General features: G+C 63.8%; 15 protein-coding genes and 1 other RNA gene. 3 read left to right on the top strand and 13 right to left on the bottom strand.

Going from position 1 to position 25,202, the window contains the following annotated elements:
• Positions 1-65 precede the first annotated feature (65 nt).
• A complete protein-coding gene (locus FDY95_RS02710) occupies positions 66-629 on the bottom strand; it encodes a hypothetical protein (RefSeq protein ID WP_138075169.1) in 564 nt (187 codons plus the stop codon).
• Between the two features lie 115 nt (positions 630-744).
• On the opposite strand from FDY95_RS02710, the gene FDY95_RS02705 reads away from it, so the two are divergent.
• Positions 745-1,761 carry an acyl-CoA synthetase family protein gene (locus FDY95_RS02705; RefSeq protein ID WP_138075168.1) on the top strand — a complete coding sequence of 339 codons (1,017 nt, stop codon included), beginning with the start codon at positions 745-747 and terminating at the stop codon, positions 1,759-1,761.
• A 239-nt stretch (positions 1,762-2,000) separates the two neighbouring features.
• On the opposite strand, the gene FDY95_RS02700 is transcribed toward FDY95_RS02705, so the two are convergent.
• On the bottom strand, positions 2,001-3,158 hold the full coding sequence (locus FDY95_RS02700; RefSeq protein WP_138075167.1) for a sigma-54-dependent transcriptional regulator: 1,158 nt from the start codon (positions 3,156-3,158) through the stop codon (positions 2,001-2,003).
• Between the two features lie 211 nt (positions 3,159-3,369).
• An RNA gene (rnpB, locus tag FDY95_RS02695) (RNase P RNA component class A) lies at positions 3,370-3,830 on the bottom strand.
• A 181-nt stretch (positions 3,831-4,011) separates the two neighbouring features.
• On the opposite strand from rnpB, the gene FDY95_RS02690 reads away from it, so the two are divergent.
• Positions 4,012-4,293 carry a hypothetical protein gene (locus FDY95_RS02690; RefSeq protein ID WP_138075166.1) on the top strand — a complete coding sequence of 94 codons (282 nt, stop codon included), beginning with the start codon at positions 4,012-4,014 and terminating at the stop codon, positions 4,291-4,293.
• Between the two features lie 4 nt (positions 4,294-4,297).
• Here the strand turns inward: FDY95_RS02690 and FDY95_RS02685 are convergent, their stop codons facing one another.
• The 6 genes from FDY95_RS02685 to FDY95_RS02660 all read right to left on the bottom strand — a co-directional run bounded on the left by FDY95_RS02685 (position 4,298) and on the right by FDY95_RS02660 (position 14,618).
• The gene (locus FDY95_RS02685; protein ID WP_138075165.1) at positions 4,298-6,184 is read right to left on the bottom strand and encodes a M1 family metallopeptidase; all 1,887 of its coding nucleotides are present in this window, start codon (positions 6,182-6,184) and stop codon (positions 4,298-4,300) included.
• A 277-nt stretch (positions 6,185-6,461) separates the two neighbouring features.
• A complete protein-coding gene (locus FDY95_RS02680; RefSeq protein WP_138075164.1) occupies positions 6,462-9,329 on the bottom strand; it encodes a T9SS type A sorting domain-containing protein in 2,868 nt (955 codons plus the stop codon).
• Positions 9,330-9,499: 170 nt separating this feature from the next.
• Complete coding sequence (locus FDY95_RS02675; protein ID WP_138075163.1) at positions 9,500-11,335, bottom strand: porin family protein; 1,836 nt, start codon at positions 11,333-11,335, stop codon at positions 9,500-9,502.
• Positions 11,332-11,889: an RNA polymerase sigma factor gene (locus FDY95_RS02670; RefSeq protein ID WP_171025493.1), complete on the bottom strand. Its 558-nt coding sequence runs from the start codon at positions 11,887-11,889 to the stop codon at positions 11,332-11,334. Before FDY95_RS02670 ends, FDY95_RS02675 begins: the two co-directional genes overlap by 4 nt.
• A gap of 363 nt (positions 11,890-12,252) precedes the next feature.
• Complete coding sequence (locus tag FDY95_RS02665) at positions 12,253-13,380, bottom strand: Smr/MutS family protein (protein WP_138075161.1); 1,128 nt, start codon at positions 13,378-13,380, stop codon at positions 12,253-12,255.
• Positions 13,381-13,727: 347 nt separating this feature from the next.
• Positions 13,728-14,618: a DUF2279 domain-containing protein gene (locus FDY95_RS02660; protein ID WP_212744845.1), complete on the bottom strand. Its 891-nt coding sequence runs from the start codon at positions 14,616-14,618 to the stop codon at positions 13,728-13,730.
• Positions 14,619-14,913: 295 nt separating this feature from the next.
• On the opposite strand from FDY95_RS02660, the gene FDY95_RS02655 reads away from it, so the two are divergent.
• Positions 14,914-17,754, top strand: coding sequence for an alpha-amylase family glycosyl hydrolase (locus FDY95_RS02655; protein ID WP_138075160.1), 2,841 nt, complete (start codon positions 14,914-14,916; stop codon positions 17,752-17,754).
• Positions 17,755-18,035: 281 nt separating this feature from the next.
• Here FDY95_RS02655 and FDY95_RS02650 read toward each other — a convergent pair whose 3' ends face one another.
• The 4 genes from FDY95_RS02650 to FDY95_RS02635 all read right to left on the bottom strand — a co-directional run bounded on the left by FDY95_RS02650 (position 18,036) and on the right by FDY95_RS02635 (position 25,110).
• Positions 18,036-18,896 carry an N-acetylglucosamine kinase gene (locus FDY95_RS02650; RefSeq protein WP_138075159.1) on the bottom strand — a complete coding sequence of 287 codons (861 nt, stop codon included), beginning with the start codon at positions 18,894-18,896 and terminating at the stop codon, positions 18,036-18,038.
• A gap of 458 nt (positions 18,897-19,354) precedes the next feature.
• Positions 19,355-20,140 (bottom strand): SusE domain-containing protein, encoded by a 786-nt coding sequence (locus tag FDY95_RS02645; RefSeq protein ID WP_138075158.1) that lies wholly within the window; start codon positions 20,138-20,140, stop codon positions 19,355-19,357.
• 241 nt (positions 20,141-20,381) lie between these two features.
• On the bottom strand, positions 20,382-22,094 hold the full coding sequence (locus FDY95_RS02640; RefSeq protein ID WP_138075157.1) for a RagB/SusD family nutrient uptake outer membrane protein: 1,713 nt from the start codon (positions 22,092-22,094) through the stop codon (positions 20,382-20,384).
• A 13-nt stretch (positions 22,095-22,107) separates the two neighbouring features.
• Positions 22,108-25,110, bottom strand: coding sequence for a SusC/RagA family TonB-linked outer membrane protein (locus tag FDY95_RS02635; RefSeq protein WP_138075156.1), 3,003 nt, complete (start codon positions 25,108-25,110; stop codon positions 22,108-22,110).
• Between the last annotated feature and the right edge of the window lie 92 nt (positions 25,111-25,202).

The following is a 25,202-nucleotide window of genomic DNA, read 5'->3' as shown; positions in this document are numbered from 1 at the left end:
ACGCAACCGCCCCGCCATCGGCTTAGCTGATGGCGGGGCGGTTTAAGTTCGCGGGAAGCAGCTGGCTAGGGCAGCACCAGCTCCTCGGTGGTGATGACGTTGCTTTTGTGCAAGGCGCGGTCGTAGATATAGATATCGAATTTGACGCGGTTGCCGGGCCGAAATTCGGGGTAGTTGATGGGAAAGCCGTCACCCTTGCCCGGTTCGTAGGTGAGGTCGCCGCGGATAGGCTGTGGCTTGGCGGTTTCCTCCAGCATGCGGGCAAAGGTACCGTTGTAAGTCAGGGCGGGGTTGGGGTAAACGTACTCCTCGAACCGCAGGTAATTAGTGTTGTACCAGTACAGCTTCACGTGGTAGTTAAACCGGTAGTCGCTAGTCGAGCTGTTGAACGGCGGGGTGTCCTTGTCGGCGGCCGAAAGTCCCAGGTCGCCGTTGCCATCTTTGTAGCCGATTGTAATGAAAATCCGGTTGCTGGGCGTGCCGCCGTTGGCCGGGGTGTCGCGCTCGGCCCGGATGTTCTTGAACTCAATCGACGGCTCGTCGGGGTAGGTTGGCGCCGACTCGCAGGCTCCGACGGCCAAGGCCGTGGCGGCGGTGAGCAAGCTCGAAAGTAAACGTGTGCGTAGCATAGGAACTGGCAAAGCGGGCGTGGGCAACATCCGACGGCAAAAAGTACGCATTAATATCCTCTGAACGCGCAAGGGCCGCATTTGTTATGCTCTTTCCAAACCCGGTTTTCCAGCAATGAGTTTCCGCGCCGATTACTTGTCTGAGCTGCCCCAGGTGACGCCCGCCACGGCCGAAGCCCTGGCCCTGCGCCTGTTCCGCCACCAGGCCGAGCACTGCGCCCCGTACCGCCAGTGGCTGCAGGCGCTGGGCTGCCGCCCTGAGCAGGTGCAGCGCCTGACCGACGTGCCGTTTCTGCCCATCGAGTTTTTCAAAACCCAGGACGTCGTCACCCTGGAGCCGGGCGAGGCGTGGGCGCCCGCGCAGGTGTTTCGCAGCAGCGGCACCACCCTGCAGCAGCGCAGCCGCCACCTCGTGCGCAACCCGCAGCTCTACCACCAGCACGCCCAGCGCATTTTCGAGCAGCAGTACGGGCCGCTCCCGGGCTGGACGTTTCTGGCCCTGCTGCCCTCGTACCTGGAGCAGGGCGAGTCGTCGCTGGTCGACATGGTGGAGCATTTCGTGCGGGCCTCGGGGCAGCCGCAGCAAGAGGTCTTTTTCCTGCGTGACCACGCCGCGCTGCTGGCCGCCATACAGCAGGCAAAGCAGGTGCAGCCCAAGCGGAAGCTCATGCTCATCGGGGTGACCTACGCCCTGCTGGACCTGCTGGCCGCGTACCCCGACCACCCAGCCCTGGCGCTACCCGATGCGGTGCTGGAAACCGGTGGCATGAAGGGCCGCCGCCGCGAAATGATCCGCGAGGAGCTGCACGCCGAGCTGGCCGCCGGCTTCGGGCAAACGGTCATCCACTCCGAGTACGGCATGACGGAGCTGCTCTCGCAGGCCTACAGCCCGGGCCACGGCCGCTTCTGGGCCCCGCCAGCCCTGCAAATCCTGCTGCGCGAGCCCACCGACCCGTTCAGCGCCAGCTTCGAGCGGGCCGCCGGGGCCCTCAACGTGGTCGATCTGGCCAACGTGGACAGCTGCGCCTTCCTGGAAACCCGCGACCTGGGCCGCCGCCACCCCGACGGCTCCTTCGAGGTGCTCGGCCGGCTCGATAACTCCGATATCCGCGGGTGCAGCCAGCTGGCGTAAGGGCAGCGGTTCACCCCGCAGTCATTGCGAGCGAAGCGCGGCAATCGTTCCTCCCGCGGCACAACGGTTTAGCTGGCAGAAACCGAAAATAGCTGAACTGAAAACGGCACCGCCCGAAACTGCAGCTATCAGTTTCGGGCGGTGCCGTTTTCGGTTTGTAGGTATTGCTTCGGCGGTGCTGCTAGAGGAACGATTGCCGCGCTTCGCTCGCAATGACTGCCAGGGCTACCGTTGGCCTGCTACTTCCCGGCGTAGCTCTTCGCGTCGTCCTCGGTTATCGGGTCGCCGCCCATAATGACGAGGCGCTCCACCACGTTGCGCAGCTCGCGGATGTTGCCGCGCCAGTCGAGGCTTTGCAGGTAGGTCATGCCTTCGGGGCTCATCTTTTTGGGCTTGGTGCCGTAGTCGTTGCCGATGTCGGCCAGGAACTTCTCCACCAGAGCCGGAATATCGTCGCGGCGGTCGTTCAGGGCGGGCACCTGGATGAGGATGACCGAGAGGCGGTGGTAGAGGTCTTCGCGGAAGTTGCGGTCGGCAATTTCCTGCAGAAGGTTCTTGTTGGTGGCGGCCACCACGCGCACGTTCACGCTGATTTCCTTTTCGCCGCCCACGCGGGTAATCTTGTTTTCCTGCAGGGCGCGCAGCACCTTGGCCTGGGCCGAAAGGCTCATGTCGCCGATTTCGTCGAGGAACAGCGTACCGCCGTCGGCCTGCTCGAATTTGCCGATGCGCTGCTTGACGGCCGAAGTGAACGAGCCTTTCTCGTGCCCGAACAGCTCCGACTCAATCAGCTCGGAGGGAATGGCGGCGCAGTTGACCTCCACCAGCGGCCCGTTGGCGCGGTTGCTCAGCTCGTGAATCTGCCGGGCCACCATTTCCTTGCCGGCGCCGTTGGGGCCGGTGATGAGCACGCGGGCATCGGTGGGGGCGACTTTCTCAATGGCAGTGCGCACGGCGCTCAGGGCGGCCGAGGAGCCCACCATTTCCGAGCTTTTGGCAATCTTCTTCTTCAGCGTCTTGGTTTCCGTCACCAGCTTGGTGCGGTCCAGGGCGTTGCGCACCGTCACGAGCAGGCGGTTCAGGTCGGGCGGCTTCGGGATGAAGTCGAAGGCGCCCTTCTTGGTGGCGTCGACGGCCATTTCGATGTTGCCGTGGGCCGAAACCATGATGAAAGCCGTGTCGGGGGCAATTTTCTGGGCGCGCTCCAGCACTTCGAGGCCGTCCATCTTGGGCATTTTCACGTCGCAGAGCACCACGTCGTACTTGTCCTTGATGAGCATGTCGAGGCCGGCGGGCCCGTCTTCGGCCTGGTCGACGGTGTAGCTTTCAAACTCCAGGATTTCCTTGAGCGTGTGGCGAATGGCTTTTTCGTCGTCGATGATGAGGATGCGGGGCATGGAAAACGGGGTAGGTCAGTCGGGGGTGAAAGTAAGGAAAAGGGCGGAGTGAGCTGTAGCGCGAACTTTCGGCTCACGTATCGTTGAACAGTCGGCGTTCGGGCGGCAAGCAGCGATACGCGAACTGGAAGTTAGCTTCGCTGACCTGCGGCTCGCGCTACAAGCAAAAACCGGCCGCCGCTGCTGATGCAACGACGGCCGGTTCCTGATACGCAGTGATGCGCCTGTAAGCCGGGTTCTGTCCGCCCCCTTGCGGCAGCGGCCCCACCATTTATCTAGGCCCGAACTCGCGCGCGGGCTCCATCAGCCTACCCGCCGACCGGACGAGCCGCCCGTTGCCAAGCCGAAGCCTGGCATGCCGGCCTATTTGGCCTTTCAACCCCTGAGGTTTACCCAGCCGGACGGTCACCCGCCCGCTGGTGCGCTCTTACCGCACCTTTTCACCCTTACCGGATGGTGAGGTGGTGAAATTGTGAAATGGTGAGTGTCGTTGGACGATTGACTCACTAGTTCACCAATCACCATTCCACCGCCCGGCGGTAGTTTTCTGTGGCACTGGCTGTCCGGCGGCCGTTCCCAGCCGCCGTCCTTCCCGTTAGGAAGCAGGGTGCTCTGCGTTGCCCGGACTTTCCTCTCCGCCCTTGCGGGCGCAGCGGTGGGGCGGCGCATCACTTGCGGGCAAAGGTAGGCTATAAGGGAAGCAAGTAGGACTGGTCAGCGCAAATTCCTCTCTTATCTTTTACATTTGATTGATGATCAGAAAAGGTTTATTATCAACACTTCGTGCAGTGGATCTTCGTAAAAGGCGACTGACGTCGTAGTTCTATTATGTTCTGCTTAACCAGGTCCGGCGATGCTGCTAGCCTTATTGCTATCCGAAAACACCCCTATTGCCTTAGCCGGCTTTATTCTGCTGCTACTGCCATTACTATTGATAGTTCTATTGCCTTGTTACCTGCTGACCAGAGCGGGGGCTTCCTCAAAATCCATCGTTCTGGCTTTGGTACTGGCCGCACTACCAATTTGGCTTGGTCAGGGCTTGGCTTCAGAGCTTGGTGGCTTAGCGGCCCTGTTCAGCTTTTTACCGCTGGCTTTGGTATTCGTAAATCTGGCCCGAAGCGCGAACAAAGGATAACAGCTTACTTCCCCGTCCACACGTTGTCCTGCGGGTAGCTGTCCGGTACCAGGGTGCTGCCCAGCTTCACCTGCTTCACCGGTTTATCGCCGGGAATCGTCACCGTGACGCTGCGGGCGCCGGTTTCCCAGACGGCCACCGAGCGGTGGGCCTGCTGGGTCGAGCCGTCGGTGAAGGTGACAGTGAGGTCGACGGGGACGGGTTTCGTGCCTTTGGCTTCTACTACGATGTCGTGGCCGGCGCCCTGCTTGCTGACGCTTTGGATGCTGAGGTCGGGGTAGCCGACGTCGAAAAACCAGCGCTGCCAGAACCAGTTCAGGTTGCGGCCGGAGCCGGCGTTCATGCTGTTGAAGAAGTCGAAGGGCATGGGGTGCTTGCCGTGCCAGGTCTGGATGTAGTGGTGTAGGGCCTTGGTGAACAGCTCGTCGCCGAGCATGTCCTTCACGTAGAGGTAGCCCAGGCCGGGCTTGGGGTAAGAGTTCAGGAAGAAGGCCCGGTCGGTTTGCTGGGTGCTGAGCGTGGTGATGGGCACGTCGACTTCAGTGGCGGCCAGACCGGCGTAGGGCGCAATACCGTAGTCATCATCCAGCTTGGGGTCGATGATGCTGGAAATCAGCCACTCACCGATGGTGGCCCAGCCCTCGTCCATCCAGCCGTACTTGGTTTCGTTGGTGCCCATGTAGAAGGGAAACATGGTGTGGAAGATTTCGTGGTCGGTCAGCGTAATGGCGTCGGCACGGGTTTCCACCGGGTTGTCGTTCACCATCATCGGGTACTCCATCTGGTCGAGGCCGTCGAACACGGTGATGTGCGGGTAGGGGAAGGGCCACCGGGGGAAGGTGTAGCTCATGGCTTCCACCGTCTTGCGCCCAAACTGCACCACTTCCTCGTAGTCCTGGTGCTTGGGGTTGTACACGGCATCGACCCGGGTGCGGCGCTTGGTTTTCGGGTCGACCACCAGGCTGGTGGCCTGCCACACGTAATGATCCGACGTGGCGAAGGCAAAGTCCGTCACGTCCTGGGCCTCGAAGTGCCAGGTGTTCTGCGCGTTCGGGGCGGTGATGCCGCGGCGCTCGGCCTCCTGTCGGCTGATGATGGTGGTGTAGCCGTCCTTTTTCTCGGCTTCGCGCAGGCGCTTGAGGTAAGTTTTGGTCAGCACCTGCTCGGCGTTGGTCAGGTCGCCGGTGGCCCACACCAGGAAGTCCTTGGGCACGGTCACGTCGGCGGAGAAGTTGCAGAAGTCGTTGTAGAACTCCTGCTGGCCGTTGTAGGCAAACTCGTTCCAGCCGTCGATGTCGTCGTACACGGCCACGCGCGGGAAGAAGTAGGCCACGAAATCGGCCCCCGGCTCAATCTCGCCGGTGCGCATGTGCGAGCCTTTGTTGAGCGTGTACGAATACGTAATGGACACCTGCGCGTGCTGCTTCGAGGCCAGCGCCTGCGGCAGCGGCACCGACATATTGGTGGCCTGCACGCGCCACTTGGCCGCGTCCACCGCCTGCCCGTTCACCGTCAGCCGCTCGATCTTCACCCCGTCGCCGATGTCCTCGGGGTTCATGTGCCCGGCGCGCTGGGCGCCCTTCTGGTACAGGTTGGGGTAGAGCTTCAGCAACAGCCGCGGCAGCTCGTCGGGGCTGTTGTTCTGGTATTTGATGTCGACGGTGCCCGCCACGCGCCGCGTCGTGGGGTCGAAGTTGACCTTGATAACGTAGTCGGCCGTGTTCTGCCAGTAGTTGGGGCCGGGCTGGCCGTCGGGGCTGCGGGTGCCTTTGGTATAGGTGGCTTGCAGGTTGCGCGGCACGGGCAGCGCGGGCGCGGCGGGCTGCTGGGCAAACAGGGAGAAGGTGCTGAGGACGAAGAGCGGCGCGGCGAGCAGGCCAGAACGAGTCATGCGGGGCAATGGAAAAGCGGTAGATAAGCCAAGAGACGAAGCTAGCGGTAATTTGCTGCGTGAGCCGGGCCGGAAAGTCTTTTGCCGCCTGTGTCAGCTACGAGTTTTCGGGCAGCCCAAGGCCCCAGCGGCCTAAGTCCACTCGCCCCGTCCGCCGGGGCAGCGCCGCCGACTCACCCTTAAAAACAGGCTGGGCGGCCTCTTGCACGGAGCCGCCCAGCCTGTTAAGTAATACTATGACTAATTATCTGCGCACTATCTATAACGCTGTAGTCAGTTACTCGCGCACTACCTGCCGGCTGCTGACCGAGCCGTCGGGCAGCGTCACGCGCAGGATGTACAACCCGGCGGCCAGGCCGCGCAGGTCCAGGGTTTCGCGCAGGCTGCCGGCCGCGGTCCGCAGGGTTTGTTGGCGCACGGGGCGGCCCAGCGCATCCCGCAGCTCCAGCCCAACGGCCCCGGCGGTGGGCACTTCGGCCGAAACCGTAATAGCGTCGGCGGCGGGGTTGGGGTAGGCGCTCCAGGCCGGCGCCTGGTGCTGGGCCACGGCGGCGGTGGCCAGCGCCACGGTGGTGGTAGTCGTGTTGGTACGCACCGGGCTGTTGTAGTCGAAGAAAATCGAGGCGTGGTTCGGAATGACCTCGCCCACCGCCAGCGTGGTGCGCGGCTGCACCCGGAAGCGCACGAAGCCCTGGGAGCGAATCACGTCCTGGCCGCGGTGGGGCAGGCCGATGAAGGGGAAACGCACCGTCAGCTCGCCCTGGCCGCTCAGGCTCCAGATGCAGTTGTGCGACTGGGCCACCAGCTGCAGGGTGTTCAGGTTGAGCTTGCTGAAGTTGAGCGTGTCCTTCACGACCACCGTAAAGGCCGTATCGGTGCCCATGTTCTGAAACCGGACGGTGTAATCGAGCGGCTGGCCGGCGGCTACCTGCGCCGGCGTGAGCCGCGAGTAATTGACGGTAATGTCGTTGGGGTCGAAGGAGCCGGTAACCGTATGCGGCAGGCTGGCCGTGTTGTCGGCGGGCACCACGTCGGCGGCCAGCGGGGCCGCGGCCGCGCTGGAGAGCAGGGTGCCCAGCGGCGTGTTGACGGGCAGGCTGAAGAGCACATCGAACTCGCGCTTGCCGAACGGGGCCAGGCTGGCGTAGCTCCACGTAATGGTTTGCCCGCTCACCGTGCCGCCGCCCGTGTTGCTGATGTAGGCGGCCCGGCTGTCGAGCGTGGCGGTGGCGCTGCCGCTGGCCACGGTGGTGCCCACGTTTTCGAGCGTTACGCGGTAGCGGGTCACGAAGCCCGGGCGGGCGGCACCGTAGGCGGTTAGGCTGACGCGGACATCGGTTTGGTTGGCCACGGGCCGGTAGCCGAAGTGCCGGGCCGTATCGACGCCGCCGTAGCCCGTAAAGCTGCCCGCGTACGCCCCGTTGCCGGGCTGGCTGAGCGTGTAGTGCAGCGGGGCCACCGGTACGGAGAGGGAATAAGCGCCCGTGCCCACGTACACGTTGTAGAAGCCTTCCGTGTCGAACGTGCCGAGCCGGGCGAGGGTGGGTTGCAGCGACTCCAGCACCATGTTGTGCGGGAAGGGGCCTTCGCCGGTGTCGCGCACGCCGTTGCCGTTGGCATCGAGGTAGAGGCGGCCGCGGACGGTGTTGTGCTGGGTGCCGATGCAGGCCACGCTCACGCCGGCGCCCATCTGCGTCAGCGGCCCCAGCAGGTAGGTGGGCAGCAGGTTGCTGGTCCAGTTGCCGGGGGCCGATACGTAGTACACGTTGCCGCGCGCGTTGACGCCCAGCGCCACCGGTTCGTTGACAAAGGGCGAGGTAATGACGGTGAACCGGCTGGCGTCGCGGGGGGCGGCCAGCCACTTCGGCTCACCGGTTCGGGAAAGGTGAATGATATTTTGTTCGTCGCGCAGCTCAAAATTGCCGTAGGTTGCCACGGACATGGTGGGCCGGTAGTCGGGCTGCGCGACGATGGTCACCTCCTGGTTCTGGTCGACTACGAGCCGGTTAACGTAGTTGAAGTTGTAGGTAGCGCCGCCGGCCAGGGGCGGCTGCGGGGGTTGCGTGGTCACCCACAGCAGGGTGCCGCTGGCAGAATACTTGGCCACGCTGATGTTGCTGCGGGCGTTGTTGCCCGCGTCGCAGCTGCCGCCCACGTAGTAGTTGCCAACTGCGTCGGCCGCCACGGCCGAGGCCACCGGCACGGGCTGCGAGCCGGCCTGGCCATCGGGCCGAATCCAGGTCAGGGTGCCGGTCGGGCTGACGGAGGCAATAAACCGGTCAAACGTGTTCAGCGGTTTGCTGCTGTTCAGTACCGGCGGATTGCCGGCGCTGCCGAAGTACAGCTGCTGATTGAAGGAGCCGAACAGCAGGCAGCCGCCGTCCGCCCTCGGCCCGAGGCCGACTTCGCCGAGGCCAGCCGGAAAGTTCAGGGCGTAGGGGGTGGTTACGCGCGGCATGGGCGTAGCGCGCAGGCGCTGGGTCCACTCGCCGTTCCCGCCAAGGTTGTTGCCTACCATAAAAACCTCCGTGGTGTCAATGGGCAGGCTGCCCAGCGTACCGGTGCCGCTGTTGCCAAAACGGGTTACAAAGCCGGCCACGTAGCAGTTGCCCTGCCGGTCCACGGCGAGCCGGATGGGAGAATTGGGGTTGCTGGGCAGCGGGCGCGTCCACAGCAGGTTGCCGGCGGCGTCGCAGCGCCCATAAAACCCCTGAAACTGCTGCGCCGGGATGGTGGCCGCGGCCGGAATGGCCACGCCCCCCCAGGTGGCGCCCGGGTACATGATGCCGGTCACGAAAAAGCCCAGGTTGGGCGGTCCGGCCTGCAGCATGCTCTGCCCGCTCCCCGTTTGGAGGTAGATGTTGGCCAGCTCTTTTATCCAGGCCAGCCGGCCCGTCGAGTCGTACTTGATGACGTTAAGGTCCCGGCTCAGGCCGACGGAAGGGGCCGTGCGCAGCACGCGCCGGCCGCCCACCCGGGCGCTGTCTTTGTAGGCAAAGGCCACGTAGGAATTGCCGGATCCGTCGATGGCCGCGCCCGCGTCGGTGCCGTAATGATTGCCCCGGTTGTGGGCCAGCTGGGCCCATTCAAACGCCTGACTAAACCCGGGGAAGTGCCCGCCCAGTACGAGTACGGTCAGCAGCAAAGCATTTCGTAATAAGTTCGATGTCATGTTGGAGTAAAAAGAGATGCGTGCGAAGAATGAAAAGTCACCGGTAACCACTGGTTGCGCCGGCCGGGCCGCAGCGAGGATATCGGGTTTCAGGTTGTCAGACCGGCGCCGCGGGCAAAAGGCTGCCGGCGTCGCGCAAATAATTACAGCTTGACCCGCAGCCCCACCTGCAGGCCCGTGGCCACCGGCTGCTGAATCAGCCCGGTGCTGGCCTTGTAGACCGACAGCGTCTGCCAGCGCAGGCTGGGCGCCACGCTCAGGCTGAGGCGCTCGGTGAGGGCATAATTCAGCGCCAGGGAGCCGGACAACGCCAGATTGAGCGCCCGGAACGGCCCGTTGTGCACCGTGATTTTTTCGCTGTAGAAGTTCTGCCCATCGGCGGTGACAGCCTGCGTGCCGCCCAGGAAAAACTGCAGCTGGGCGCCCGTGGCCACATCGGCCCACCAGCGGCCGGGGCCCAGGGTGAGGCGGTAGCGCAGCAGCACGGGCACGGTGAAGAAGCGGTAGGTGGGCTTGAGCACTTTCGTGCTGAACACGTCGTGCTTGCTGATGAGCGGGGTGATGGTGTTGGTGGTGGTGCGCACCGTGTCGTGCTGCAGGGTGGTGGTGCGCACGGTGTCCTGGCGCGGCACGTACACGGTGTCGTAGCGAATAACCTGGCCGTTGCCGTTGAACACGGGCGACAGTTGCGGAATCTGAATGATGCGGATGGAGTACGTCTGGTGCGTGCTCGTGTAGGCCGTGGTCGTGTGCGTGGTGGTGGTATCGTAGGTCACGCGCACGTCGGTTTCCTTGTTGGTGATGCGCAGGTTGGCCCCGTAGGTGCTGTAGCCCACCCCGGCCCCGATGCTCAGGCGCGGCTTCAGCTGATACTCGGCCACCAGGCTGGCGTTGAAGCCGCCGCGGCCAGTTTCGTGGGTGCGGCGCAGCGAGTTCAGGGTGTCGCCGGGGCGGCTGCGCAGCGAAAGAGTGTTTTGTTCCGGGGCTGTCGAGAGCAGCAGGCTCCAGCGGCGGGTGAGGGGCAGCGGCAGGCGGGGCCGCAGCTGCGCGGTGTCGGGCGCGGCGGCCACGACGGGCGGAGCCGCCAGCGAAACGGCGCCCAGGGCCAGCAGGGTGCTGTCGGTGCGGCGCTGCAGGCGCAGCAGCTCGGTGCGCTGAGCGCGCAGGGTCCGAATGAGTTCGGTCCGGCTGCCGGCCGTGGCGGGGCCCGGCGCCAGCGTGCCGATGCCCGGTAGCTGCGTCATCGACTGCCGCTCCAGCGCCACCAAGGGGCGCAAAGCCGCCGGCACGGAATCGGCCGGCGCGGCGACCGAGCCAGCCGCGGCCATTGAGGCGGCCGGGCTGGCCGTAGCTGCCGAGGTTGCCGGGGTGGCCGCGGTTGCGGGGGTGGCCGCCTCAATGGAGTTCGGCACGGCTTGGGACGCCGGGCTATCCAACGGCGCAGCATCGGCCGCCAACTGCCGGGCCAGGGTGGTCCGCTCGGGCTGCCCCGCTACGACCACCACAGCCGCCGCCGACCGGCGCCGACCCGTAACGGTTGAGCGGATTCGCTGGGAGGCAGCTTCTTCGGCTACTTGCTGACGCTCTGCTGCCGCGGAAGTAACGGTAGACGCGGCGGCGTAACCGGTCCGGCCGGCCGGCGTCGCGGCCGACTGGGGCGCTGGCTCGGCGGTGCTTGCGGCCTGACGGTGCGCCGCGGACTGGCCGGCGCCGCGCGGTGCCGACTCAACCCGTGGCCTGGTGCTGGCCCAGGGCGACTGGTGCGGTAGCAGCCAGCCCAGCACCCCGCCCAGCAAGCCTACCAGGGCAAACAGCAGCGGCAGGGGCACCGGCAGCCGGCGGCGCGGGCGCAGCTGGGGCGCCGGCGGAATCCGCTGCTCAATGCCCGCCCACACCGGCGCGCCCGGGGTGAGCTCGAAATCTTCGAATTTATTGCGCAGGGACTGGTCAAGCCAGTTCTCTTCTGGTTCCTCCATCATAATTTCAAATAGCTGATCTGCCGCTGGTGCAGCAGGTGGAGTTGCTTGCGGGCTTTGCTAAGCTGGGCCTTGGAGGTACTCTCCTGAATGCCCAGCAGCTCGGCAATTTCGCCGTGGGTGTAGCCGTCCACGGCGTAGAGGTTGAGCACCAGCCGGCAGCCGTCGGGCAACTGCTCCATCAGGGCCAGCACTTCGGTCACGCTCAGGCGGTCGAGGGCGTCGGCCTCGGCGGCGGGCGGCTCGGCCACGTCGTCGAGGGCGAGGTGCTGGCGCTGGTGCTGCCGGCTCTGCCAGTGGTTGATGGCCGTGGTGACGACGATGCGCCGCATCCAGCCCTCAAACGAGCCCTCCGCCCGGAACTCGCCCAGATGGGTGAACATCTTCACGAACGCGTCCTGCAGAATGTCCTCGGCTTCGGCCTGGGTGCGCACGTAGCGGCGCGCCACGCCCAGCATCCGGCCGGCGTAGCGGGCGTACAGCAGGCGCTGGGCCGCCGGTTCGCGGCGGCCACAGCGGGAAAGCAGATCGGCTAAGTCAGCGGCGGAAGCTGGCATGAAGGCAAAATAAGCCCGCAAAATGGGCAAGCGCGGGGCAGACAAGCGCCGCCCGAAAAAGGCTGCTCTGGTCGGCAACTTTTTTTTCGCCGACTTCAGCCGACCACCCGGACAAGCGCAGCCGCACGGCTCCGACGAGCGGTAAAAGCGCACGACGCAATCTGTTGAAGATACTCCGGAATAGCCCGCCAGCATGGTCGCCACAGCGTTGGAAACGGCGCTTTCTGGCTCCCCGCAGGGCGTCGCTGCCAGAGCTGGCCAACAAAAAAGCCCCTGGTCGAATGACCAGAGGCTCGTTTAGTGAAAAGAGGTGTGGAAGGCGGGGCAACGGACGGAGCAGCGGCCCCGGCCTTCTGCGCCGCGTTACTTCAGCCGCACCAGCGTGGCGCCGTAGCCGAACTTCTCCTTGCGCGCTTCCTCGAAGAACTTGATGTCGCGGTTGCGGCTCAGGCGCTTGTGCAGCTCCTTGCGCAGCGTGCCGTTGCCCACGCCGTGGATGAAGATGATTTCGTGCATGTTCGTCGCCAGGGCCCGGCTCAGCGCATCCTCGAAGGCGGCCGTTTGCAGCTCCAGCACGGCGGTGTTGCTCAGACCCTCGATGCCGCCTTCGGGCTTCAGGGCCTCCAGGTGCAGGTCCACCTCGTGGGGCGGGGCTACAATGGCCTTCAGCGGCTCCTGCTTGGGCGCGGGCACTACGGTTTTGGCGTCGCCGCGCAGCTTGTCGGCCAGCTGGTCGCGCAGCTTCGCCGGGTCCACGGTAGGGGTGGGCTTGGGGGCCTCGTCGGTGAGGGGCACGGCAATGGGGGCGGCGGGCTTCTCGTCGAGCTGGAACAGGTAGGCCTCGCGCTTAATCACCGGCGCCTCGCGGCGCGCGGAGTAGAACGAGCTGGCCTTGAACGAGACGCGCTTGAGCAGCGTGTCGTAAAGCGTGGGCGCGTTCAGCTGGGCGGGGAGCAGCTGCACCACCGCCGTGGCCCACTGGTCGAAGTCCTTGAGGTGGCGGTGGCCCAGCGGTTGGCTCACGGTCTTGGGGGCCAGCTTGTCGGCGGCCAGGGCACGGTACTGCCCGCCGCGCTCCTCCCCGAAGGTGAAGAGCACGTCGGCGTCAGTGTTGTTGATGAGGTGGGCCACCAGCAGCTCCGAGGTTTGCTGCACCAGGGCCAAATACAGGCCCTTGGGCGCGGGCGGGGCCGGCGCGGCCTTGGCGGGCGTGCTGGTGCTGCCGGTGGGCGTGGTGGTGGTGGTAGGCGCGGCGGGGGCTTTGCCCGGCTTGCCGGGCTTGAGCGGGCGGGCCGGGGCTACCTGCGAAGGCGCCAGCTCGCTGCCGCCGAAGGCCTTAAATTCTTCGGCAGCCACCAGCACCAGCTCCGAGCGGAGCACCGGCACCGGGAAGTCGTCGATGGTAACTTCCACCAGGTTTTGGTCGAGGATGCGGGTAACGATGCCTTCTTCGCGGCCCGACATGAGGCGCACACGGTCTCCGATATTCATAGTTGTTGCGTGGGTGAGTGGTCCTTGCATACGCGGAGCGGGGCCGAAAAAGTGCCGCCGTGGCGTCGGGCAAGGGGGTAAAGGTCGGCAGAGAATCGGGAATGTTGCCTGCGGGGCTAGCTGCGGCGCCCATGGGCACCGCTTGGGCGCGTACCAGGCTTCGCTGACCGGTCAGCAGCCCCGTTTCCGGTACGAAATAGCCTCGCTGATCAGGCAGCACACACTTCCCTAACTAAAAATGCCCCTGCTGAACGTCCAGGGGCAGATCTAGCCGCTAGCCGGGCAATCAGGGGCAGCGGGAATTGGTGCTGCAAAAGACCCTACAAGGGTTGAATTAATGTCGCGGGCTAATAATACAGCCCGTGCAGCACCAGGCCGCGCTTGCGGTTCAGCTCCAGCGCCGGGGCGGGCAGGTGGAAGATGCTGGCCACGTAGAACACCGTGCGCAAGGCCTTGCTGCGCGTCGGGATGCGGCGCAGGTCGAGGTCAAAAGACAAGTAGTACTGCCGGTAGCTGTCGAGGCCGGCGGCGCGGTTGGTGGCCGCGTCGTTGTACACCAGCTGCTGGGCGCCGTAGCCCAGGGCCGGCTGCAGCCAGCGCGGCCAGCGGCTGCCTGCGGGCAGAAATACGCCCACGTCGGCGCACAGCCAGTAGGTCTGCCCGTTGTAGTCCTTCAGCAGCCGCTCCCCGAAGCTCTGGCCGAGCACGTTGGGCCGCTGCCGGGCGTAGGGCGTCAGGTGAAACGACACCTTGGGCATCAGCCGCACCTCGCCCCAGGCCAGCTGCTGCCCGATGAGGCCCGCCGAGCCCAGGAAATTGGCCGCCAGGTCGCTGGCCGAGGCGCCGTAGGCCGGGTCGCGGCCGTCGAAATACTCGATGGGGCTCTGCAGCAGAAAGCCCACGAAGCCGCCGTACCACAGGGCCTTTTTGGGCGAAAGGCCCGCCCAGCGCAGCATGTCCACCGCGCCCCGGCTTTCGTGGAAAGCTCCCCAGAAATGGCCGGCTTTGTCGAGCTGCTTCCACTCGGGCAGGTCGTTGAACCAGTGAAACCGCTCGCGCGGGCCGGTGTACCAGCCCGCCGCCAGCGCGGAGTACGTGCCGGCGTAGCCCGCGGCGAAGGTGCCGATGACCAGCGGCAGGCGGTAGCGCGGCACGGCCAGCGGCAGCGAGTCGGGCAGGGGAGCGGGGCGAGAGAGACTGACGGGGTAGTGGTATTCGACTTGCCCGCGAATAGGCATCCGGTGGCGCAGCATCTGCTCGATGGAAGGCTGGTCGCCCGCCGAAGTTATTGCTGCTAAGCGGGGAATTACCCGTTGAGAATCCGGGTTTTGCCCCTGGGCTGAGTGAGCACTCAATCCATTAAAAAACATTAATAAACCACACAAATAAAAACGGAAGTAACTTAGTGGCTTCATCGCCCGAAAAGTACGCAGAAAAGCCCGATACGCCCGGTTACGTGTGTTGAACTGCTGCCGGACCAGGGTGGCCAACCTTCGCTGCAAACGATTTTTCCCAACCATTCCCACTCCCTACATGAAAGCACTTCGACTCCTGACGGTGCTGCTGCTGGCGCTGACCGGCGTAGCGCGGGCCCAGGTGGTAACCACCAACCCCGCGTTTTTCACCGCCGCCGACGCGGTGACGCTGACCTTCAACGCCGCGCAGGGCAACCAGGGCCTCAACAACTTCACCGGCGACGTGTACGCCCACATCGGCGTCATCACCAACCTGAGCACCTCGCCATCGGATTGGAAGTACGTGAAGTTCACCAACTTCAACGCCGCTGATCCGTCGGTGCTCCTGACGCGCACCGGCACCAATACCTACACGCTGAGCATCACGCCCAATGTGCGGGCCTGGTTCAACGTGCCGGCCGCCGAGCAGATTCTGAAGCTGGCCATGGTGTTTCGCAACGCCAACGGCTCCATTGTGGGCCGCGCCACCGGCGGCGGCGACATCTACGTCGACGTAGCCCAGACCAGCGCCCTGGCCGTGCGCCTCACCGCCCCGACCACGGGCCAGAACCCGACCTTCATCAGCTCGGGCGCCACGGTGAACGTGACGGGCACGGCCTCGCAGGCCGCCACGCTCACGCTGCGCCTCAACGGCACGCAGATCAGCCAGCAAACCAACGCCACCAGCTTCAGCGGCAGCGTGGCCCCGACCCAGGCCGGCCGCAACGTCATCCGCCTGACTGCCACCGTGGGCAGCACCTCGGTATCCGACTCGGCCATCGTGTTCGTGCGCCCGGCCGTGACCACCGCCGCCCTGCCCACCGGCATGCGCGACGGCATCAACTACCTGGCCGGCGGCACTTCCGCCGTGCTGGTGCTGACGGCCCCGGGCAAGCAGTTCGTGTACGCCATCGGCGAGTTCAACGGCTGGCAGCCGGGCACGGCCGCCTACATGAACAAGACCCCCGACGGCAACCAGTGGTGGGTGCAGCTCAACGGCCTGACGGCCGGCCAGGAGTACGCCTTCCAGTACCTCGTCGACGGCGACCTGCGCGTGGCCGACCCCTACGCCGAGAAAGTGCTCGACCCGAACAACGACCGGTTCATTCCGGCCGCGACCTACCCCAACCTGAAGGCCTACCCCACGGGCCAGACCACCGGCATCGTGTCGGTGCTGCAAACCAACGCGCCGGGCTACACCTGGCAGGTGACCAACTTCCAGAAGCCGGCCAAGAGCAAGATGGTGGTGTACGAGCTGCTGCTGCGCGACTTCATTGCCCGCCACGATTACCAGACGCTCATCGATACGCTGGGCTACCTGCAGCGCCTCGGCGTGAATGCCATCGAGCTGATGCCGGTGGGCGAGTTCGAGGGCAACGAATCCTGGGGCTACAACCCCTCGTTCCACATGGCTCCCGACAAGTACTACGGCCCGAAAAACGAGCTGAAGCGCTTCGTGGATGCCGCCCACGCCCGCGGCATGGCCGTGGTGCTCGACATGGTACTCAACCACGCCTTCGGCCAGAACCCGATGGTGCAGCTGTACTTCGCCAACGGCAACGTGACCGCGGCCTCGCCCTGGTTCAACGTGACGCCCACCCACCCCTACAACGTGGGCTACGACTTCAACCACGAAAGCACCTTCACCAAGAACTACTGCAAGCGCGTGATGCAGTACTGGCTGCAGGAGTACCACATGGACGGGTACCGCTTCGACCTCTCGAAGGGCTTCACCCAGACCAACTCCGGCACTTCCGACACCGGCGTGGGCCCCTGGGGCCGCTACGACCAGTCGCGCATCAACATCTGGACCGACTACAACACCTACATCAAGTCGGTGGACCCGAACGCCTACGTCATCCTGGAGCACTTCGCCGAAAACTCGGAGGAAACCGTGCTGGCCAACGCCGGCATGATGCTGTGGGGCAACCTGAACTACAACTACGCCGAGGCCACGATGGGCTGGCTGCCCAACTCCAACTTCAGCTGGGGCTACTACGGCAGCGGCAACGGCGGCCGCGGCTGGTCGCAGCCCGGCCTGGTGACCTACATGGAAAGCCACGACGAGGAGCGGCAGATGTTTAAGAACATCACCTACGGCAACCAAGCCAACCTCGCCCACGACACGCGCACCCTGCCCGTGGCCCTGGCCCGCAGCGAAGCCGCCGCGGCCTTCTTCTTCACCGTGCCCGGCGCGAAAATGCTGTGGCAGTTCGGCGAACTGGGCTACGACGTGAGCATCGACTTCAACGGCCGCGTGGGCAACAAGCCCATTCGCTGGAACTACTACCAGGAGCCCGCCCGCCGCAAGCTCTACGACGTGTACAGCTCGCTCATCGCCCTGAAGAAAAGCCAGGCCGTGTTCGACAACCCCAGCAGCTACAGCCAGCAGCTGGCCGGCGCTGCCAAATCGATTCACCTGAGCGACGCTGCCCAGAAAGTGACGGTCATCGGCAACTTCGACGTGACCAGCACCACCATCGACCCGGCCTTCCAGCAAACCGGCAAGTGGTATAACTACCTCTCCGGTGACAGCATCAGCGTGACGAACGTGAATGCCCAGCTGACCCTGCAGCCCGGCGAGTACCGCGTGTACACCACCGCCCGCGTGCGTCGCCCCGCCACCGTGCTGGCCTCGAAAGCCGCCCAGCAGGTGGCTGCCCTCGGCCTGACCGTGGCCCCGAACCCCGCCGCCGCCCGCGCCACCGTGCGCCTGACGCTGCCCTCGGCCGCGCCCGTAACGGTGAGCGTGCGCAACGTTATCGGCCGCGAGGTGCGCCGCGTGCAGCTGCCCGCCCGCCCCGCCGGAGCCACCGTGGAAGTTCCGTTGACGCTCGATGGCCTAGCCGCCGGCCTCTACATCGTGAACGTGCAGGCTGGGGCTGCCAGCGCCGCCACGCGCCTCGTGGTGCAGCCCTAACCGTTTCGAAAAGCAATTAAAAAGCCCGCTCCGGATTCCGGGGCGGGCTTTTTTATGGGTGTAACATGGCAAAATCAAGAACGTCATCCTGCGGCGCAGCCGAAGGACCCTCCTCGCCCCCGTACCGCCGCTGCCGACGAAGCGCAGGCGCTTTTTAGAAGAGCACAATAATGCAGAAGCGCAGCCCCCGCGGCCCCGATGATTGGGCGTTAGGGGCTGCGCTTGTCGGTTAGTGCAAGGTGCGAGGCAGGCCCTATGACGTCCATTTACACCGTTTTTCGTTACTCCGCCGCGGCCATTTCCACGTGGTAGTCCACCAGCGAATCGATAGGGGAGCGGATGATCTTGCCGACTTCCATACCGTGCGAGCGGGCCACCTGGGCCAGCGCGTCGCGGAAGTTGTAGCCCACCGAGCCCACGCAGTTGAACGAGTAGTCCTGGTAGCCCGGGTACTGAATCACCAGGTTCTGGAAGAATGCTTCGAAGCCCTCGACCACGATGTCGCGGCAGTAGCTCACGTTGTTGTGGTCGTAGGCAAACTTGCTGAACGAGGCCAGGAAGCGGTTGGGCAGCGGCTGGTTGTAGACGCGGTCGAAGATCTGCTCGTTTTCCAGGCCGTACTGCTCGCGGAAGGCGTCCTGCAGGCCGTCGGGCAGCAGCTTGCGCATGTAGTCGCGCAGCAGGCGCTTGCCGATCCAGGAGCCCGAGCCCTCGTCGCCGAGGAAGTAGCCCAGCGAGTCGATATTGTGGGTAATGTCCTTGCCGTCGTAGATGGCGGAGTTGGTGCCCGTGCCGAGGATGGCCGCGAAGCCCGGCTTGTTGCCCAGCAGCGCCCGGGCCGAGGCCAGCAGGTCGTGGCCCACGAAGATGTTGGCCAGCGGAAACACCTGGCGCATGGCTTTTTCCACGATGGCCACGTTGTGCTCGGTGGAGCAGCCCGCCCCGTAGTAGCTCACTTCGCGCACGGCCTGCCGGTTCAGCGTGTCGGGCAGGTTGGCATCCAGCGAGGCCACGATGCCGGCCGTGTCGATGAAGTAAGGGTTGTAGCCTTCCGTGTTGAAGTGCACGCGCTGCTGCGGGTCGGCCAGATCGAGTTGGCACCAGCTGGTCTTGGTGGAGCCGCCGTCGGCAATCAGGATCATAAAAGGAGAGGTTGCGGTAAGACATATCCGCGACACCGAGGCGGCACGGGGCGGCTAAGTTACGGGCCTGTGTGGAAGTTAACGCGTATTCCGGATTCCAGAGCCGGGTTTTTTCGATGATGTAAGTGAGCCTTTACACACAGCGGCCAATCACGCAGGAATAATACATCTTCCGGTGAAAAAAACACGCAACTTACACACGGCGCCTTTGCGTGGTAGTCAACTTCCTTCTCTCACGGTTAGGCACCAGAGCGGCGGCCCGGGTGCAGGTGGAAGGCGCGGCTTATTCGTATGCCGGTACCAAGGGGTATGCATGAGCTTTTAGTTGACAACCGCAGACGATTTTAGAAGCCTAACGACCAAGGTTACCAACTACTCAATGAATTCACGGCGGCTCTAGGTCATAAAAAAAGCTCCGGCCATTGGCCGGAGCTTTCAGTAAGTTGTGCAAGCAGTTCCTAAGGACGTTTCGACCAAGTGAACGTTTTGGCGGCGACGTTCAGGCTGATATCGTAGTTGCCGCTGCCGCTTGGTACGGAAATATCCGGACCGCCACCTACCAGCGTAGGCGAGGGCGTATTAGCCGATGCCGCAGCCGTGCCACCGAAGTTGAGAGCCCAGTCATCATTCGCGCGGAACTTGAACTTGCCGCTAGCGCTGAGGGCAATGTTGCTGATTTTGTACGTCCCGGAACAGAAATCATAGTTCATATCGGAGTCTGAACCCCAGCCGGTAGGCGTAGCATCGCCGATAATTCCCCATCTGTCAGTCGGGGCTTGCTGCGCTTGGTAAGGCGTCGCCGTGAAAGCCAGCACCTGCGACATAGAAGGATCCACTTTATCGCCAATGGAGGCCCGTACACGCACGTCGAGTGGCGTGGCGGGTGGGGCAGCCGGCAGGTTGCAGTCCAAATCGTTGTAGACCTGGTTCAACTCGCCTTTGGTAAACGACTTGGTGAGCGTAGTGAGAGGAAATGCCTTGGCGTTGGCGAAATTGGTACCGGCTTTGGCGAATTCCAGCGTGTATGTCACAGCCGCTTGGTAGCCGAATTCAGCTGGGGTCCAGCTGAACGTTACCCCGGCTTGGCTGGCATTGGCAGGCGTGAGGGTCGCCGACGTGGCCGTAGCCGTTAGAGTTGGCATATTGCCAACTTTGAGCGTAGCACGGTCCTCATCTTTGTCGCAGGCCGTGAAGCCAAACCCAAGTGCGCAGACAACCGCTGCTTGGAGAAACCATTTTTTCATAAGACTGGATTGTTTTGAAGTTGGGTGAGGTGTATGTAAAGCCAACGGCCAAGGCTGTAACCCCTGCAGAGTGGCTTTAAATTCACGAACGGGGTAGCATTCAGGAATTTACGGCGTTCATCCGAGGCGAGTGATACCCGCGAGAAAGTGGCGGGTGGCCAATCAGGCTATTTCTGGTAAGCCAACCCCGTCGCTTACACCAGCCGTTGCCGTTTGGGGTCAACGGCTGGTGCCAGACGGATTAGTAGCCGTCGTTTTGCGGCAAAGCCGGATTCACGGCCCGGTCCGAAGCCGGAATTGGGAACAGTACACGGGTGTCTGCCACAGCCCGGCCAGTGCGCGAGCCGCCTTTGAAGGGCCAGTTCGAGCGCGGGTTAGTGGTTACGCGGGTAAACATGTTGTCGAAGCGGATCAGGTCGGAGCGACGGAACCCTTCCCAGTGCAGTTCGCGCTGGCGTTCATCCAGCAAGCGGTCCAGCGTCAGGGAAGTGAAGTCGACCGAGGCGTCCGGCGTGTTAATGGGCTTGTTGTAAGCCCGGCGGCGAATCTGGTTGACGTAGCCCAGTGCCAGGCCCGCGTCGCCGGTGCCGCCGCGCTGCACGGCCTCGGTGTAGTTCAGCATAACTTCCGCCAGACGGATCATCGGGAAATCAGTGCTGGCAAAGTAGAAGGCTGGGGCCAACGGCTGCGCAATAGCCGTACCACTCGAGGTGACGTTGCGGTATTTCACCACCCCGTAGCCCTGCTCTTTCTTGGTGACGTCGTCAATATCGAGCGTCTGACCCTGGGCCCAGAAGCGGCCGCGCGAATCACGCCCCCGGGCCGTGTCCGCCCCGAATACGTCCACCAGGTTACGGGTAGTCCGCAGACCATCCCAGCCCGAAGGCATCCCTACGTAGTTCTTCCAACCGGTGCTGCCGCTACCCGTCGAGCCGTTGATCAGGAAGCTGGTGCCCCCGAAGCTGCGCGTGTTAGCCGCGTCAAAGGTCACGGGCCAGATAACCTCGTTGCGAGCAGGTGCCGTGTGGTTATCAGCCAGGAACAGGCGCCCGTAGGCCGAAGACACCGTACCGGCCGCCGTGGTATTCAGCGTGTAACCCGCGTCGATTACTTGCTTGGCATACCGGGCTGCGTCCGTGTAACGAGCGGTGCCGTTGTTCTGGCCCGGTACGGAGGCCGTATACACGTTCGCGTTCAGGTACAGGCGCGAAAGCATGGCCCACGCGGCGGCTTTGTCGACGCGGCCGTACTCGTTGGTACGCGGCTCAGCAAATTCCGGGCTGCTGGCCAGGGCCAGCAACTCCTGCTCCACGTACTCAAACAGCTGCTGCCGGGTGCGGTACGGGGGCGTGTACGCCGTGGGGTCGGTATCGATGACGAACGGGCCGCCGCCGTACAGGTCCACTACGTGAGAGTAAGCCACGGCGCGCAGGAAACGGGCCTCGGCGCGGTAGCGCTTGGCGGTGGCCACGTCAGCGCCGCTGAGACGCGAATTCAGCTTGTCGTCGCTCGACTCGCGGATGAACTCGTTGCAGAGTGCAATTTCGTAGTACAAGCGGTAGTACAGGCCGCGCACCACCACGTTGGAGGCCGTCCAGTTCATGTTGTGCCAGTCCTGCACACCGGGGTCCGGCCAGGTCCACACGGCTTCGTCGGTGGTCAGTTCCTGCGCGCTCCAGAGCTGACGAATGTAGTCGGAAGTGCCTTCGTCGATGTCGGCAATATCGCCACCACCGGCCGCGCCGTTGGCGTTATCGTTGCCCAGGCCCGTCACGGCAAAGCCGCCGTACACCTTCGCCAGCACCGAGCGGTAGCCATTCAGGTCCACGTAAACTTTGTCGGGGGTATTCTCATACTTGGGTTTGAGGTCCAGGTCGTTGCAGGAAACCAGGCCTGCGCTCAGGGCCAACCCGGTGGTGGCTACTACTAAGCCACGAGTGAAAAGATGTTTCATTAGATCGGGTGGGTTAGAAGCTGGCGTTCAGGCCGAAGGTAAACGTGCGGGCGCGGGGGTAGAAGTTATTATCAACCCCGCTGAAGATTTCCGGATCCAAACCGCTGTACTTGGTGATGAGGAACACGTTCTGAACAGCGGCGGTCAGGCGAAGATTCGTGCCTTCGCGGAAAATTTTACCCACGTTGTAGCCCAGCGTGATATTCTCCCCGCGCAGGAACGAGCCGTTTTCCAGGTAGTAATCGGAATAGATCTGGCGCTGGCGGCTGGCGTTGAAGTACGTGTCGCGGACGCTGGTGGGCACGTTGCTTAGGAAGAGCGCCGAGCCCTGCTGAATACCAATCAGGTTGGCTTGGTCAGCGGCAATGCGGTTGTACACGTAGTTGCCCACGTTGGCGCGCAGTACGGCGTTCAGGGTCAGGCGCTTGTAGGTGAAGTTGGTGGTAAAGCCGAACGTTGCCAGCGGCGCGCGTTGCTTGTAGCGGTACAGGTCGGCCTCGTTCAGGACGCCGTCGCCGTTGCGGTCCACATACAATTCCTCAACAGGGCGGCCATCGGCGCCGTATACCTGCTGGTACACGTAGAAGGCGTTGTTGGGGTAGCCGACAGTCTGGATCTGGATGTTGTTGCCAGTGCCGCCGCCGATGCCCTCCACCTGGTAGCCGATGAAGCCTTCCAGCTGCGGACCCAGGTCGGTGATTTCTGTCTTGTTGTAAGCCGCGTTCAGGTTCACGTCCCAGGTGAAGTCCTCCGTACGAACGGGCACTACGTTCAGGGCCACTTCCACGCCACGGTTGCGCAGCGAGCCTACGTTGCGGTTCAGCTTGTTGGCCAGGCCACCGGCCGGCACGAACACGTTGGCCAGCAGGTTGTCGGTGTTGCGCTGGTACACGTCAATGCTACCCGACACGCGGTTGTCGAACAGACCCCAGTCCAGGCCCGCGTTGTACGTGGCGGTGGTTTCCCAGGTCAGGTCGGCGTTGTAGCCGGCCGGGCGCTGGAACGGAATGAAGATGGGGTTGCCGGCGGCATCCAGTCCGAGCTGGTACTGTACCGAGTTGTTCCCCCGTACGTAGCGCGGCAGGTAGTCAAACGGCCCGCCGATTTCCTGCTGACCCGTGATGCCGTAGCCAGCGCGCAGCTTCAGCTCGGTCACCGATTGGTTGTTGGTCAGGAAATTTTCGCCTTTCAAGCGCCAGCCCAAACCCAGCGCGGGGAAGTAGCCGCTGCGGTTGCCCTCGCCAAAGCGCGAGGTGTTGTCGTTACGCAGCGTAGCCGTGAGCAGGTAGCGGTCCTTCACCGACAGGTTGGCCCGGCCGAAGTAGGAAATCAAACGGTACGGGTCGTAGTAACCGCTCGGGGAGGGCGGGTCGCCGAGCGGGGTGGTGCGGTCGAAGCGGAAGATCTGGTAGTTCGGGCCCTGGTTTTCGAAGTCCTGGTACGAGTAACCGGCTTGCACGTCAAACTTGGTGTCGGCGCCGAGCTGCTTGTTGTAGGCCAGGTAGAATTCCAGCAGGCGCATGTCTTTGTCCTGCTTGAACCGGGTGAAGCGGCCTTGGCCCACATTGCCGAAGTCGGTCACGCTGGTAGCCGTCGAGCCTTCGCCCCGCGACACGTCGGTGGCCAGGTTCAGGTTGGCGCGCAGCTCGGGCAGGAAGTGGAACTTGTAGTCCAGCTGCACGTTGCCGATGAAGCGCTTCACCGTGCTGATGTTGTTCGAGTTGTTCAGAGCCGCCACGGGGTTGCCCGGCGCCTGGGAAGCCGGCAGGCCGTTGGTGCCCAGGTACTGGAAATAGCCGCCGTAGGGCACGTACTGCGCTTCGGACGAGCGAACTGGCACCGTGGGGTTGTAGCTGATGGCACCGCCGATCTGGCCGTCGTCGATGAAGCGGTTCTTGATCTGCGTACCCTTGGCGTTGATGTCCACGCGCAGGTGGCCGTCGAGCAATACGGGCGTCAGGCTCAGGGAGCCGGTGTTACGCTTCAGGCTGTTGGTGATGACGATACCGTCCTGGTTCAGGTTGCCGTACGACACGCGGAAGGGGAGCTTCTTAATGCTACCCGTCAGGCTGATGTTGTTGTCGAACGTTGCGGCCGTGCGGAAAATCTCGTCCTGCCAGTCCGTATTGGCCGTGCCCAGGTTGGCTTTCTGCGCGGCCGAGCCGCGCTCCTGCACGAGGGTGCGCAGTTCGTCGGCGCTCAGCACGTCGTACTTGTTGAAGCGGCGCGATACTGACGTCTGCGAGGAGAAGTTCACCGTCAGCTTTTCGCCCTGCAGGCCGCGCTTGGTGGTGATGAGCACGACGCCGTTGGAGGCACGGTTGCCGTAGATGGCCAGCGCCGAAGCGTCTTTCAGCACCGTCACCGACTCGATGTCGTTCGGGTTGATGAGCGAGAGCGGGTTGCTGGCGCCGCTGATGCCGCCTTTGTCCACCGGCACGCCGTCGATAACGAACAGCGGGTCGTTGCTGGCATTCAGCGAGGAGTTGCCGCGGATGCGGATGGCGTTGGCCGAGCCCGGGGCACCGCCGCCGGTCGTGATGCTCACACCCGCGATTTTACCCTGCACCAGCTGCTCCGGGTTGGTTACCTGGCCCGGCACAAAGTCCTTCGAGGTCACCGTGGCAATGGAGCCCGTCACGTCCTGGCGGCGCTGCACGCCGTAACCCACGACAACGGCCTCGTTCAGCAGGGTGGTATTTTCACCCAGCGTGATGTCCTTCACGTTGGTGGTCTGGCCGTTGGCTACGTTCACCGGCAGGCGCTGGGTGGAGTAGCCCACGAACGAGGTCAGCACGGTTTGCTGACCCGCGGGGACGTTCTGAATTAGGAACTGGCCTTCGGCGTTAGTGGAGCTGCCGAGTTGCGTTCCTTCGATGATTACCGTTACGCCCGGCAGCGGCTGCGCCTTTTCATCGAGTACGCGGCCGCCCACGGTGCCCTGAGCGGCCGCACTCAGCGTGCAACTAATGAAAAACAGCGGAAAACCGAGTTTCGACAGGTAGGATTGCTTCATGTTGTCATGAAAAGGGTTGTGGGAAAATGGCAGGGTTTGCGGAGGGCGGCTGGGGTGGCCGGAATGACTTCCCGGCAACGTTTGCGGAACCT

The organism is Hymenobacter jeollabukensis (genome assembly GCF_005771675.1).
GTDB classification, from domain to species: domain Bacteria; phylum Bacteroidota; class Bacteroidia; order Cytophagales; family Hymenobacteraceae; genus Solirubrum; species Solirubrum jeollabukense.
Note: the sequence above shows the minus strand (reverse complement) of the source record. Positions and strands in the feature narration are given on the sequence as shown.